The sequence below is a fragment of the Vibrio ruber DSM 16370 genome, from assembly GCF_900163965.1.
Classification (GTDB): Bacteria; Pseudomonadota; Gammaproteobacteria; order Enterobacterales; family Vibrionaceae; genus Vibrio; species Vibrio ruber.
Genome location: NZ_FULE01000025.1, coordinates 1 through 14975 on the forward strand (window position 1 = coordinate 1; position 14975 = coordinate 14975).

The 14975-nt window shown below is 45.4% G+C and carries 13 protein-coding genes; 4 read left to right on the forward strand and 9 right to left on the reverse strand.

Going from position 1 to position 14975, the window contains the following annotated elements:
• Positions 1 to 663: tRNA 2-thiocytidine(32) synthetase TtcA (gene ttcA / locus VR7878_RS08725; protein WP_077335315.1), on the forward strand; the 663-nt coding region annotated here is incomplete at its 5' end.
• A gap of 127 nt (positions 664 to 790) precedes the next feature.
• On the opposite strand, the gene uspE is transcribed toward ttcA, so the two are convergent.
• Positions 791 to 1738: a universal stress protein UspE gene (uspE, locus tag VR7878_RS08730; protein WP_077335317.1), complete on the reverse strand. Its 948-nt coding sequence runs from the start codon at positions 1736 to 1738 to the stop codon at positions 791 to 793.
• A gap of 131 nt (positions 1739 to 1869) precedes the next feature.
• Positions 1870 to 2619: a fumarate/nitrate reduction transcriptional regulator Fnr gene (gene fnr, locus VR7878_RS08735; protein WP_021020298.1), complete on the reverse strand. Its 750-nt coding sequence runs from the start codon at positions 2617 to 2619 to the stop codon at positions 1870 to 1872.
• Positions 2620 to 2952: 333 nt separating this feature from the next.
• On the opposite strand from fnr, the gene VR7878_RS08740 reads away from it, so the two are divergent.
• The 3 genes from VR7878_RS08740 (at position 2953) to VR7878_RS08750 (ending at position 6318) form a co-directional block, all read left to right on the forward strand.
• Positions 2953 to 3312, forward strand: a complete 360-nt coding sequence (locus VR7878_RS08740) for a hypothetical protein (protein ID WP_077335319.1) — start codon at positions 2953 to 2955, stop codon at positions 3310 to 3312.
• Positions 3313 to 3391: 79 nt separating this feature from the next.
• The gene (locus VR7878_RS08745; protein ID WP_077335321.1) at positions 3392 to 4588 is read left to right on the forward strand and encodes an FIST signal transduction protein; all 1197 of its coding nucleotides are present in this window, start codon (positions 3392 to 3394) and stop codon (positions 4586 to 4588) included.
• Entirely contained in the window at positions 4585 to 6318 is a 1734-nt protein-coding gene (locus VR7878_RS08750) for an ATP-binding protein (protein ID WP_077335323.1), read from the forward strand. Before VR7878_RS08745 ends, VR7878_RS08750 begins: the two co-directional genes overlap by 4 nt.
• A 52-nt stretch (positions 6319 to 6370) precedes the next feature.
• Here the strand turns inward: VR7878_RS08750 and VR7878_RS08755 are convergent, their stop codons facing one another.
• From VR7878_RS08755 to VR7878_RS08785, 7 genes are all read right to left on the reverse strand, one after another.
• Positions 6371 to 7921 (reverse strand): hypothetical protein, encoded by a 1551-nt coding sequence (locus tag VR7878_RS08755; protein ID WP_077335325.1) that lies wholly within the window; start codon positions 7919 to 7921, stop codon positions 6371 to 6373.
• A gap of 243 nt (positions 7922 to 8164) precedes the next feature.
• Positions 8165 to 8893 (reverse strand): DUF1295 domain-containing protein, encoded by a 729-nt coding sequence (locus VR7878_RS08760; protein WP_077335327.1) that lies wholly within the window; start codon positions 8891 to 8893, stop codon positions 8165 to 8167.
• Between the two features lie 53 nt (positions 8894 to 8946).
• Positions 8947 to 9996: a hypothetical protein gene (locus tag VR7878_RS08765; RefSeq protein ID WP_077335329.1), complete on the reverse strand. Its 1050-nt coding sequence runs from the start codon at positions 9994 to 9996 to the stop codon at positions 8947 to 8949.
• Between the two features lie 2 nt (positions 9997 to 9998).
• Positions 9999 to 10769 (reverse strand): 4'-phosphopantetheinyl transferase family protein, encoded by a 771-nt coding sequence (locus tag VR7878_RS08770; protein WP_077335331.1) that lies wholly within the window; start codon positions 10767 to 10769, stop codon positions 9999 to 10001.
• Positions 10753 to 11067, reverse strand: a complete 315-nt coding sequence (locus VR7878_RS08775) for a RedY/HapK family protein (RefSeq protein ID WP_077335333.1) — start codon at positions 11065 to 11067, stop codon at positions 10753 to 10755. Before VR7878_RS08775 ends, VR7878_RS08770 begins: the two co-directional genes overlap by 17 nt.
• Positions 11068 to 11081: 14 nt before the next feature.
• Complete coding sequence (pigJ, locus tag VR7878_RS08780; RefSeq protein ID WP_077335335.1) at positions 11082 to 13511, reverse strand: prodigiosin MBC biosynthesis protein PigJ; 2430 nt, start codon at positions 13509 to 13511, stop codon at positions 11082 to 11084.
• Positions 13508 to 14974, reverse strand: coding sequence for a D-alanine--poly(phosphoribitol) ligase (locus VR7878_RS08785; RefSeq protein ID WP_077335337.1), 1467 nt, complete (start codon positions 14972 to 14974; stop codon positions 13508 to 13510). The genes pigJ and VR7878_RS08785 overlap by 4 nt, the downstream gene beginning before the upstream one ends.
• Position 14975: the final 1 nt, after the last annotated feature.

Genomic DNA, 14975 nt, shown 5'->3' on the forward strand with positions numbered 1-14975 from the left:
AAACAACCTGGTTTTCCCGAACATGTATTACCGCAGTATTTTGAGAGTTTGAACATCCCCTATTATATTGTGGATAAGGATACCTATTCAGTCGTTAAAGAAAAAATACCGGAAGGGAAGACGACATGTGGACTGTGCTCTCGGTTACGTCGCGGGACATTATATTCATTTGCGGAGAAAATCGGGGCGACAAAAATTGCGCTTGGCCATCATTTGGATGATATCGTTGAGACCTTGTTCCTCAATATGTTTCACGGCTCGCGGATGAAAGCAATGCCACCGAAATTGCGTTCCGATGATGGCCGTAACATTGTCATCCGGCCATTAACCTATTGTCGGGAAAAAGATTTGATCAAATATGCGGAACATAAAGTATTCCCGATCATTCCTTGTAATTTGTGTGGTTCTCAGGAAAATTTACAGCGACAGGCGATTAAAGCGATGCTGATGGAATGGGATAAGAAAACCCCCGGACGTGTCGAAAGTATTTTTAAATCACTACAAAATGTCAGCCCCAGCCAACTGGCTGACAAATCACTGTTTGATTTCATTGATCTGCCACTGGAACGCGATGGTGACAGAGGGGAATATGCCTATAGTGAAGCTGTTGTATCGTCAACGAATATCGATGAATCTATGTTTATTGATGTCACAAACGTTTAGGCTGAATATTCACTAAGCCAGAAGAGTGATTCGGTTCGAAAAAATGAGCTAAGCAACTAACAAAAAAACCTTGCGTCAATGGCGCAAGGTTTTTTGTATATATAAATGAATTTATATCGCGATTAGTCTATGAGCTCTGATTCGGATCAAGCGGGCTAATATAGCCTTCCGGTTTAATTGCCAACACATCACAATCAATTTTATCAATCACATGTTCCGCGGTGTTACCGATAAAAATTGAAGATAGTCCGGTTCTGCCTGTGGTGCCGATAATCACCATCGCCACATTCAGCTGCTTGGCTTGTTTCGGAATAATATCCTCGGGTAATCCTTCTTCAACAATCGTTTGTTCATCGTCAATCCCAAAAGACTGGCGTAGCTCTTTCATCGATGTCAGACAGTGAGCACGAACAGCATCCCGGTAGGCCGTAATATCGAACTCAGGTAACTCAAGTGTAATGTTACTTGGGGTGACCGGATATGAACTGACCAAATACGGTGTTGCATCAAGATAATCAGCAATACTCAATAGTTGTTCGGTCAACTTTACATTCAATGAATGATGAATCTCATTTTCAGAACCGACATGAACAGAAGCCATCACATTGGATTGTTTTTCCCATTCAGCATTTTTGACCAACAGTACAGGAACAGGGCATTTGCGCATCAGATGCCAGTCGGTCGGGGTAAAGATCACTGACTCAAGAAAGTCATGTTTGCGTGTTGCCTTAATTAAAATATCGTACTGTCCGGAGAACACTTCAGCGATAATCGCCTCATAAGGACGATTGTACCAGACGACTTTGACGGTAAAATCAACGGTATCATCTATGTAAGGTTTCGCGACATTCTTGAGCCAGGTTTCTCGCTGATGAATGACACCGCGACGCATCGCTTCTCTTTCATCGGCAGACAGCATGGACGTCATATCATAAGAAAAATCATAGATAGAGAGGAACAAAGTGATGTGGCTAATATCTTTACTTTTTTTGGCTAACAGCATTGCTCTTGCAAGCGCTGGTTGCTCATCATGGTTAACATTTGCAATCACAAGAATATTATTGTAAATACTCATTATATCTCCCTCATATCATGGGGTTTCAATACAACTTTAGCTTAAAAGAAGGCAGAAGAAGAGAAAAATTGCAGGGGAGTCTATAGAATTTTGATACAGCTCATTCATTGAATGAACTGTATCGTCATGGTTTAGCTGTCAGCAGAGACACCAGCCAGTTCCATGAGAGAATCGTGATCTAATATCGTGATATATTTACCTTTGACACTCAAGATCTCTGATTTTTGGAATCGACCGAGTAAACGACTGATTGTTTCAACGGTCAAACCCAGATAATTACCGATATCACCCCGGGTCATTGTCAGGCGAAATTCCCGCGGACTAAAACCCCGTTGGGCAAAACGGGTCGATAAATTGAAGAGAAAAGCGGCTAAACGTTCTTCCGCATTTTTCTTGGATAACAACAGAATCATTTCCTGATCGCCTTTAATCTCATTACTCATCAGGCGCATAATCTGCTGTCTCAGCTTGGGCATCTTTCCTGACAGATCATCTAAGATTTCATAAGGAATCTCACAAACCATTGAGGTTTCTAATGCTTGAGCAAAACTAGGGTGGCTGTCTCCGGTTATGGCATCGAAGCCCACTAAATCACCTGCGAGATGGAAAGCCGTAATCTGTTCATCACCTTGTTCAGTAATTGTGTAACTTTTGATGGTTCCGGAGCGAATTGCATACAGCGAACGAAGTTCATCACCAGCTTTGAATAATTCCTGTCCTTTTTGGATAGGTTTTTTTCGCTCAATAATTTGATCGAGCTGATCTAACTCAGACTCATTCAAAGTAAAAGGGATGCAAAGTTGGCTAATACTGCAATCCTGGCAGTGAATCGCACACCCTCCAGATTGAATCCGTTTCGTACCTGGCTTATCTGAAATCATAATAACCTTTCACTATCTTGATATACATCAATATTTTACCATTCCTTAATCGTAAAGAATAGTTAAAAAAAGAGTACAGGAATCAGGCGATTATATAGAAATCTTACAAAATTGACAGATAAACTTTACCTGATTGATACCTGTATTCTTGTCACATATTCTTGCTCAAAGTGATGAGTGAACATTGTAATTGTAACACGCTATCTGTGGCATACAAATCTGCGAATCGAATTTCCATCCGTTTAGGCTTCAGTGATATAATAATTGACTTTCAACAGTCGGTTTTTAGTCTTTACCGACTGTTCATCTGAGATTGAGAGCATTAAAGCAACTATGCCAGCAGAAAAACTCACCAAACAGAGATTAATACATATCACCGTGATTTTAGCCATTTTAAGTGCTGCATTTTTTTGGCGAACTTATCACTATTCAGCCTCTGAGTCACTGACCTGTGAATATCCGTGTCAGATTTCGATTGATGGTCGCCTCACTCATATTACGGCCGGTGAAGAAACGGGGACCATTTCGGTTGACCCTGCGCAAAAAAGTTGGTCTGTGATAGAACTCTCACCCCAGATTAAGAACAAGGCAAATGGTCAAGTGAAGCTGATTTTGGCGCTGGCGAACCGCTCTCAATTTACATTAGTGACCGGTATGCATAAAAAATATATCATTCATATAAAAAACAGATAGAAAGGCTACCGAGTCGATTGTATCTCATATAATTATTGTTAAAATGCCCAACAAATAAAATAATCATCAACGGTGGCCGATGCGATTTCTAACTCAAGTTTCTCAGATTATTGATCCTGTTGCGGCCGTATCGTCACTGATTTCTTCGTTAGATCGTCCTCACTTACGTGGTGTATTTTTCTATTATACCGAAGAATACGCGCCAGAAATCTTATGGAAAGAGTTAACTCGCCAGTTACCGGGGGTTCCGATTGTCGGGTGTTCCTCATATCAGGGAATCATGACAGAAAAAGGCTATTTTAACGGGCCAACCGTTGCTTTGATGGCCGTCCATCACGATGCTTGTACGTTCGGAACGGGGTTTGCTGAATTTGCAAATCACGCCACAATCAATGATGCCGTTCAGCAGGCGATTTTTCAGGCATTACAACACGCACAACGATACGGAGAAGTGCCGGACCTGGTTGTGTTACATGCCATTCCCGGGTATGAAGAAGAGATTATTGCTGCAATTGATGCGGTGTTTGGCATGTCGGTACCGATCATTGGCGGTAGTGCTGCGGATAATTTTATTCAGCAACGATGGTCAGTGATGACGGATAAAGGCTGGTCCGGCAATGCTATTGCAGTTCAGCTTTGTTTTTCTCTTAGTCCCGTAACAACCGGGTTTTGTGCGGGTTATTCTCCGACTGAATGCGTCGGAACCATCACTAAATCTCATGGTCGTCTGCTTGAAGAAATTGATGATGAACCCGCGATAGATGTTTATAAGGCATGGATTAGTGATCATTCCAATCGGCTGATTTCGGATGAATATATCTATCAACACATTACGAGTTTTCCCCTCGGCCGTATTGCCGGACAAATCTATGACCAGCCTTATTATAAGTTGACCCATCCAAGAAGAATTACGGAACGGGGTGGGCTGGAGTTATTTGCTGATGTTCAAATCGGTGAAGAGATCACTCTGATGACCGGTTCTCAGGAGCAATTGGTTCACCGGGCAGCCAGAGTCTTGAAAGAAGCAAGTGCAAAGAATCATACCCACTCGGAGAGCCTCGGAGCCATCTCAATTTTTTGTGCCGGAGCCATGGCCCGATTGGGAAGTGATATCCAACGCGTCCAAAAACAGATGTGTGAGCAGTTAAATCACAAACCTTTTATCTGTCCGTTTACCTACGGTGAACAAGGGCAGTTTGTCGGTGGTGAAAATGCCCATGGCAATTTGATGATTTCATCCGCTATTTTATATGAGCCGGAGTCTTTTTCATTATGAAGAATCTTGAGCATATAGAAGAGCTGAATGAAACGTTACTGGAATTGAGGCGTTGCCGTGAGCGGGAAATCAGTCTGGCCGAAGAAAACCGAACCATTCTGGCAACATTATCAGCCTTAAGCTATTCAGAAAACAAATATCAGATATTTGATGGGCTCCAAAAAGTGCTGGGGCAATACATTGATTTCAGCGACTTTATTGTTATTTCCAAGCAGAAATCAGAAGAGACATTTACCACATTTCTGACTACCAATGGTGTTTTTAAAGACAGGCACTGGCGCTACGGCGATAAATTTCAACGCGTACTTGATGGGGAATGTATTTTATTATTCCAACCTGATTCCCTCGATGAATTCAGCTTTTTAAGTGAGTCGCTCAGACAAAGCATCGGAATGGCGCTGATGATTGGTATCCGGGCTCAGGCCAGCGATTCGGTGTTATTGCTGCTCGGTTCTGAAAGTGGTCAGTTCAATACGGAGACCAAATCCACTTTTCTCCGCTTTCGGCCTCTGATCGAGCGGGCAATTAGTGAGATTGAACATAAAGAAGCGCTGCAAAATATCGTTGATCAGCGAACCAAAGAGCTACAGGAAGCCCGGCAGATTGCAGAACAAGCCAATGAAACCAAATCTCAGTTTCTCGCAATGATGAGTCATGAATTGAGAACACCACTTAACGCGGTGATTGGTATCATTGATATTTTGCAGCAGGATTCCGATGACTATCAGAGCGATCTGCTAACCCGCATGGAGCATTCAGCGGAATTACTGCATGTGATTATCGGTGATATTTTAGATGTCAGTCAGATCGAGTCGGGGCACTTTAAACTACATCGCCAGTGGACGAATTTAAATGAACGCCTGCTTGGTTCACTCGAACATTATCAAGAGAATGCTGAACAGAAAAATCTGGCGTTTCACATTTCAGCTCAGGTTGCAGACCACTATGAATATTTCGTTGATCCGGTTCGGCTCATGCAAATTATTTTTAATCTGGTCGGTAATGCAATCAAATTCACCGATGAAGGTGAAGTCAAGGTTGAACTGGACATCACGGATGATCAGTTGACGATTATTGTGAGCGATACCGGGATTGGGATTAAACCGGAAAAATTGCATCATTTATTCACACCGTTTATTCAGGCTGACAGCACCAAAACAAGAAATTACGGCGGAAGCGGGCTTGGTTTAGCCATCACCAAGCACCTCGTTGATCTGATGGGGGGACAGATTCATGTTGAAAGCCAAGTCGCAAAAGGCACCACTTTTCGCGTCAACCTGCCATTGTGTTTAAAAAAACCTTATCAGCTATCTCAACCCACGTTGTCAGCACCTGTTGCTCCCTCGCTCAAAACCACTGCCCAGAAGCATGTCTTGGTGGTTGAAGATACAAAAACCAACCAGATGGTAATTCAGATTCTGTTAGAACAGATGGGTTACAACGTCACAATTGCTGAGAACGGGCAAGAATGTCTGGATATCATCGCAGAGAATACTGCATTTGACTTGATTCTGATGGATGTTTCGATGCCGGTGATGGATGGGATTGAAGCCACCAAAAGGTTACGCCATCATAATATTCTCACACCAGTCATTGCCTTAACAGCCCACTCAACACCGGAAGACCGGGAGGAATGCCTTCTGGCAGGAATGGATGACTTTATTGTCAAGCCATTCAGAAAGCATCATATTCAAGCAATCGTGAATAAGTACCTCAACGAGAACCGCTAACATATTGATTCTGGAGATGTTCAGGGTGACCAAGCATCTCCAGTACCACATCTTATTTTGCGCTCGACGTAAATTCGAAGAGCATCAGATCTTGCATAAATTCAACCGGGATCGAGGTCGGAGAATACTGACAGATATCGGATACCGGGGTAAGTGTCCCACGCCAACCATATAATGTACGGAATGAAATTAGTCGTCCTGAAGCGTTGCGTTGCTGATCTTCCGGGATTTCTGCAAATTTCATATTCCGATCAAGACATCCTCTGCGGGCACTGATAATTCTTGCTCGTGCATCAATATAATAAGGCTGTTCAAATACTAGATCATTTAATGCGGCATCTCGCAGAGCAAGTCTGACTGTTTCTGGCTGAGAGGTAATCGTTTTGATATGAGCTTGGAGTGTGCCAGACCAAAATAGCGGAACATCAAGAGTATATTCACCATATTCATCAGATTTAGGTTGACTGAGATAACCTTGTATCTTGGCACCTTGAACGGGGAGATAGTCTTGCGTTAACACTCGTCCGAAGAGTGTGACCATTGGAAATGGGTGCGTATACAACGCTGACTGTGCAGCCCCGACCAATAAAGTGCCGTGACTAAACCCAAAAGAGTAGCCAAAATTAGGGTTGGGGGAGTCATTCGTCAGAACATTGCTGTACTGCCATTGTCTTTGTCTGTTCAAATCAAAGCGGTAGATTTTTTGCAGTTCATCATCACCGATCAATAACGTCGTACCTTCCAGTTCCACATCATGACCAAAATACCCTATATCAGTATCAATGTCAGACTGGTAGATGGTTTGGGTATGAGTCCAAGGTTGTCCGATATGACGACGCGTATAAATACGAACATAACCCGAGCCCATCATATAACTACTGACAGCAAGAACATGGCGATTGACATCAAATGCAAAAGAGAATTTCACACTGACATCTGAGTTATCGTTGGCCGGAGCTTCAATCACTTGCGTTCTTTGCCAGTGACCTTGGGTTTGTTTAAAGACTAAAAGTCGATCCGCGTCAGAATCACTGATATAAAGTTCATCATCAACTCGTCGTATCGTAATCCCAAAAGATTCTAAGTTAGGACGAGGCAGTTCTTCAGCGCTGAGCGTATCACTGAGTTGCCATTGGCCTTGTGACTGGGTGTAGAGATACACAACTTGCTGACGGACATCTGCGACCGCGATCAGATGGTCATCAACATAAACGGATTCACCGTAAGCAGAACTTTCTTCAACAGACGGGGGCGTTAAGATGGCTTCTTGCAGCCATTGATTGCCTGAACGGCGAAAAACCCAGACCTGTCCCTCATTTCGCGAACCGATCACTATCAATTGATTGCTGATACCAATATGGCGATTCGAGAAACTGCTTCCTTGTACCGGTAGTACGGGGCCACGCTGCCAAATACCATATTGTTTATAAATCACCTGATTATCAATGACACCGACATTCCGGTATAGAGCAGCCGCACCGGATGCGTCATCAATGACGTGCTTTGCACTGAGATCAGGATGTTGTATATGTGCAGAAACCGTCCCAGAAAGTAACAGTAGACCATATATGAGCCACTGTTTTATGTGATGAATTTGTATCATATATATAATTCCTTTGAAGGTAATGAATATTCCGCTTTATTAATTCACATGAATTATCCAGTTGTTCTGTTTTATTTGGAAATTATATATGAAACAAATGAGACATTGTGTCTATATATGTCGCTTTATGTCCCTAAAAGAATTGCTCGATGACCGTTCATTAAAGCATTCACTTACCATTTTTTCTGACCAAAAAAATAACCAGCCCGAATCGGACTGGTTATTTTTATCTGTGCAATGGTATTACACGACAAACGGAATAAAACATTTTACTTTCCGTTTATAATTTTCCCACTGTTCGCCATAACGTTCACCAGACATTTTTTCGCTTTTCGGAATCGCATCACCATAATATTGTCCGATATTGGTAAGCGGTGCGATGAGCCCAATCCAATGATTCGCAAGCAGACCAAAACTGACAAAAATCAGGAAGTCACCAAAATAATTCGGATGACGGGAGGTTCCCCAAAAACCGGTATTTAACAGCTTGCCGCGATTGTTAGGGTTCTGTTTGAAACGACGCTTTTGATAGTCACTGCCGAAGTGATAGATGGTGCCGATAATATAAACAATAATGGCTAACCATTGCATCGCGCCGAACGGCCCTTGAATATCGGCAGCCCAGTAAAACGGTAAACAGTAGAGCCAACCAAAAATGTTGACCATCATCACCGCCAGCATCGGCTGTTGCTGCTCGGGGATGACGCCACCGAGTTTCGCTGCGGCAGTATTAACATACCAACGCGTCAATACAATATTCATCCGCAGCAGATAAATACCGACAAATACAATAATTAACGCTTTATGACCAAAATCACCGCTTCCCCAATAACAATAGGCAAGGGCAACCGGAGCCATGGTATTAAATCCCCAGACAAACATAGGGCGAGTATCCTGTGCTTTTCGCGTAGCCCGATAAGCCAGCCCGGATAAAACCAACATAATGACAATTAACGTGATCCAAATTTCCATAATAACTCCTTCTTGCGAGGACAATTTATATTTTCCCTCTTGTCGCTGAGGGCTTAATCGATGGTTAAAATACTGTTTAAATGACGTCTCGGCGAAACATCTGATGCTATTTTGATCTGCCCGAATCGGGCAAAAAATATCGGCAGATGTGTCATTCCCAACGTATTTGCCAGTGTTGCTTTAGGTAAATCGTGTTGAACAAGTACACTGAGCGGATGGATACCCCAGCCCCATTGTTGCAGCAACAACCATAACCGGGCCAGTGTCATCCCGGTCAGAAACAGGTTGCGCTGGCTGGGCTCGGCAAGACTCAGCGCCAGATATTGCGGCCCTTGTCTGGTCAGTTTCGAGAATTCGCGAGCCATGACCTGAGGTAACCGCAGTAAGCGCGTGAATCGGTTCAGCTTCGGATGAAAGCCGATCCGGAATAACCACTCGGCATAAGCAGGGATCTTGCCGAATAGGTGGTGGAGGTAGAATCCATCCTCTACGGGTTTATCTTTATCAAAATGAATAAAACTATAGGTTTCCTGCCAAGCTTGTTTGTCGGCAAAATCCAATGCTGCATATTGGTAAACTAAATCAGCAACCTGTTTACGGCTGACTTGATCTTGCCATATATCTAAATGGGCTGGAGAATCGGTGAAAATTTCCTGAAGCCGGTACTGCTGTAGCGCGGAAAGTTGTGTGCTTTCGTAAGGCATCCGGTTGGTATGGCGCTGTCGGATCTGTTCGGCCAGAGCAGAATAAGCCTCTGAGTTTGTCGGCTGTAAATCCCCGGGGGAAAAACAGATGAGACCGTCTTGATCCCCGGGAAGTGGTGATGTCGCATGAGATGTATCAAACCATACCCATTGCAGTGGCGTGCCGGCATTTCGCATTAATGCTTCAATATGCTGAAAGAAAATCCCACAGCTCATCAGCATTTCATTTTCTAATGAAGGCAGTCCCTTCAGGGCTCTACGACGATCAATGGCCAGATAACCGGTTCGGGATAAAGGCGAATAGTGAACAGCCCAAGGCTGACAATTATGAGAAGAGGGGGCAGAACGTGCAATCTCAATCGCAGCGGCCAAGTTTTGTTCAAACGATGTCGTAAACATAATCATGCGCTCCTGCCGGATAACATAGTCACAGGTACAGATGTAGATAACGTTGTCACATCCAGTCTCGGTGGATAATTTTCTTCCGGATAGTTTTTTTCCGGGTAATCTTTTGTCGGACAATAACAAATCGCACAGACCCAATATAAGCCATAAAAGAGCCCGAACATGCGTTCATCCAAGTTTGCACTGAGATTCGACACCCGCTGTTGCTGCCAGTCGATATCGATGGTTTGCAATAAATGGGGAAGCCCGACACCATGACTTTTCAAAAATGCTTCACGCACCGCCCAGATGGCACAAAGTAATGGTATAGATTGTGTTCGCTCTTCAGCCGTGAAAGCCCATTGTCGGGCTGACGAACCAAAATGCCGGTAACACTGGAGATCAATCCCCAATGTCTGTCGCGCAGCCGTGGCAATGGCGTACCAGATACCGCTGTGGCTGACGGAGACTCCCCGGACACCGAAATCGGGGTGAACCGCCAATGGCTGACCTTGCTGAGTATATATGATATTAAATTCAAAGCACTTAGTTTTCTGTGCAACGATAGTCCTTGTTTGAGCTGCAAGATCAGATGATGATGGGCTCCATACGTGATTCAGCCATTGCTTCGTCTGTCGGCGCGCTTGCTGCCTGACTTGTGAGCGCATATCAGCCATTGTTGTACAACCATCGAGACACGCTTGGGCAATCATCAGGCGGGGCTCATCAGTCCCCGCTGACAACCACCGACTGGTGATATGCCGATTGTCTTCACTGTTGATAGCCATTGCCGATTCTTTCTCCGGAAATTTCTTCAATGACTTCAGCCATCTGCTCGAAACGCGCAACTAAACTTTGGAACACGGGCGTTTGCATATCTCGATCAAATGCTTCCAGAGAACTGAGACGAATAATCTCAATAAAGTGGAATTGAGCATCGGCAGCCTGACTGACATCAATCACATCAAATGCCAGAACAGAATCAAGCTGGTTGCAGGCTTGATAGTCGGTGTGAACCACCCAGTCGCGAAACTCGTGGTACAGGGCGATATCTTTCAGGCGAATTTTATGCACAATTGTTTTCATTTCATGATCCTTTTCTAATCTGTATGGTTATTTGTCCGTGATTGATTACAACCTGACTCACTATTGGTTTGCTTGATGATATTGGTTTGTTCAATGATATTGGTTTGCTCGATGAGCAGGTGATAATTAATGCCCCCCGTGCCGAAAGCGTTGATGGCGGCCATTCGCCCGCCCGACTGAGGGTAAGACCAAGGGATCGTCTGCTGAGGAATTTCAGCCGGAAGATCTGCCAGCATCAGCTGAGGATTCTGCTCACCGAGGAGCGGGGTCGGGGGAATCTGTTCATGTTCAAATGCACTGAGTACCTTACACACACTCAAAGCTGCGGCACCGGCAAAACAGTGGCCGAAATTGTATTTGACTGAACCGATATACAACGGTGCAGATGGCGGTTGCATTTCTGTTGTGTCCGCTGTGCGTTGATAATGTTGGCGAATTGCGCTGATTTCCGAGACATCCCCCAGAGCGGTTCCGGTGCCGTGGGCCTCAATATATTGAATTTTGCTGGGGGCAACGTCTGTCAGAGACAGTGTTTTTTCGATTGCGAGAGCTTGTCCTTCCGGATCCGGAGCTGTCATCGACCGGCTGTCACATGAGCCGGATATGGCACGAATCGTTGCCAGCGCTTGTGAGCCATCCGATTGACGGGAAAGAATAAAGATCCCACCGCCATCTCCGGGCGTAAATCCGTCATTTTTATCGGCAAACGGACGAATCCGAGATGTTGATAGCATCATTTGAGCACTGCACAACACTAAATCGCGTTCTGTCGTTGCCATCTCAATCCCAGCGACAATCACTTGATCGTAACGACCCGACTGCAATGACCTGACCGCATCATGGAGCGCTGCCATAGCGCTGGCACATGCAGCCTCTACCGCATAGCAGTCTGCCTCAATTCCCAATTGTTGTGCGAGCAACATTGCAGAACCAATACCACTGGCACCATACCAGTTCCAACGGTTAAGAGGGGCTGGCTGAGGGCGGGGGAGCGCAACCGTCTGAGGCAATTCATCCCATAAGTGACGTACGGTTCGAATTCGATCCGGTGTCAGTGATAAATTGGTAGCAACAATAATGGCTGTACGACGATTGGTCTGTATTGATTGTTGCGATAAGCAAGTGCTGGCGTTAAGCAGATATTGCTGAGTAACATCCAACCGATGTTGCTTCACCGGCATCATCGGTTTACTGGCAGCTACATGCTGAATATTATGGCTGGGGAAACACATTGCCTGACGGATATAGGTACTGAGTTTCTGAGGATTTGGCCGAAACAACGCAACCTGATGGAGCTGTTCGGAGGATAAGGTCTCAAGAGTGTCTCCGCCTTGTGCTAATGTTTGCCAGAATGACTGTTTATCCTGACCGAGTGCTGTCAGCGGTGCATAATCCAGAATCTGGATCGGTGCCTGTGGCTGTGTGATATTTTGGCTCGATGATGTCGGACTGATTTGCCAGCCGGTACCCGTAAATGAATGACCGGCGCAAGATTGCTGCTGCTGGCGTAACATATCAAGCAACTGACAGAACACCTGATTGGCACCGGCAAAATAGTCGCAATCGTTTTTTGTAACCTCTGTCGCTGGCAGCGTATCAATGTCGCTCAACTCAGCCAGGATTGGCCATTGATTCGCCTGAGCTATATTGACCGGGCAAACCAGCAGACTGATCGCACCTTCCAACCACGTCTGATTCGCAGAGACGCCTTGTTCCAGTAATAGATTGGCTTGTTCCGGATGGTGAAAACACTGAACCGATGTCAGCAGCGCTACCCGGCTGTCTTGAAAGCGAAAACTATCTTGCGCCAGTTGCAATAACCGTAAACCGCCTAAATCGGCACCATCGATAGCCTGACATTTGCCCCGGGTCTGAGCGAAATGTGCAATTCGGGCAGGGATACTGGAAGCCATTTCTCCGACACGGTCATGAGAAGAAGCTCCTAAACATTGCGCCAGTTGCTGTTTATACGTATCGATTTGCTGTTCGGTTGTTTGAAGAGTGTGTCCCTGTTCGAGCAATTGATCGCCAAGCAAGCGCAGTGCCTGAACTTTCGCAGCATTTCGATAGGCCGAATCACTCCCCAGATGTACCGCACAGAATTGATCACAGTGATCCCGCAGTGATTCGGGAATGGTGATCTGTCTGAAAACCTCATCTGCGGCTAACAAAGCCAGCCGTGTTTCTTTACTGACAGCCTTGCGAAACAGCGGCGGGATGGCGAACTTTCTGAAATCAAAGTCCTGATCACTGACTTGGCCGATAGAGAGCGCCGCTTTTACGTTCAGCTCAGTATCTACATGTTGCCATGGCGAAACATAATGCTGTTGCACCAGTTGTTGCCATGCTTGTGGCTCTGCCAGATGGTTAAAATTGCGTTGTCCGGGGAAAACACATCCAATACTAACGATCGCCAACGGGTGACTCGATTGGTCTGAACTCATCTTGATGTAACCTCTGCTAAACGTCTGCGGTCTACTTTGCCATTCGCATTCATTGGCAATTGATCAGTGATCACCAGTTTTTGGGGCAACATATAGGCGGGGAGCTTCTCCCGGAGAAATTGTTTGATAGCAAGCAGACTCAATTTGGCTTCCGGGTCTTTCAGCACAGCGACCATCACCAATTGCTGGCTGAGTTCCCCGAGTTCGACAAACAAGGCAACCTGTTGAATGGCCGGATGTTGGTATAAAGCCGATTCGATTTCTCCCAGCTCAACCCGATAACCGTTGATCTTGACCATATCGTCGATTCGGCCACGATAAATGAGACCGTCTTGGGTCATTTCCACACGATCCCCGGTTGTATGGCACTGTTTGGCATGAAGCGCAGTTTGTCGCGATTCGGGGGCGTTCAGATAGCCCGGTGTCACGCATGGGCCTGAAATTAGCAGTTCACCACTGATACCGACGCAATCCGGAATTTGATGGCGTTGACCGGCATCATCCTCAATTTCGCCTTGCAGACCAGAGAGTGGATAGCCGATAGGGATATGACTCAGCTGAGACAAGCGGTCACGATCAATGGTGTAGGCAGTACACACATTGGTTTCTGTCGGGCCATACCAATTGCTGATCCGGCAGTGCTGGGGGAGATGTACAAGTAACTGGCGAAATGCCGCAATCGGATAGGCCTCACCAGCAAAAATAACTCGTCTTAGTGACGCTGTCACATCTTGATTCAATAAACCACTTTTCTCCATCATGGCCAGAATTGAAGGAACGCTGTACCACACCGTCACTTGATGTTGCGCGATACCTTCAATCAATGCGGGACAATTTTTTTGTTCCGACTCTTGAATGATCCAGACACAAGCACCGACGGAGGCTGCTGCAAACAGGTCGAAAGTGCTCAGATCAAAAGCAAAGCTGGCATGATTCGACAGAGTATCTTCCGCCTGTAATTCAATATCATCAATCGCCCATTCAATGAAAAAGTTCAGCATCTCATGGGTCAGCTGAACACCTTTCGGCTGACCGGTCGATCCCGAGGTGTATAACACCGCAGCAAGTGAATGCGTGAAGGTCTGAAAATCTTCAATGGCAGCCACCGATATCTGTTGATGATCGAGTGAATCCAGCCAATCCTGATCAATGATCAATTCTGGCCGGGCAATGTCGATAATCCGCTGAATTCTCGATTCCGGTTGACTGAAATCAACCGGAATGTAGTGGTTATCCGTCAGCCATACCGCATAAATCGCTGCAACCGTATCCGGGCTTTTGGGCAGATTGAGCAAAATCCCCTGACGGGATAAGCCCATCTGTTGTAGTGCTGCAGCAATTTGCAGCACTCGGTGACCCAATTGCGCGTAACGCCAGTGCTGCGTTCCACAACGCAGCGCTGAACGATCCGGGGCATAACGAATATGAGATAACAAACGGTCTAAAATCGTTGGTATCGCCATA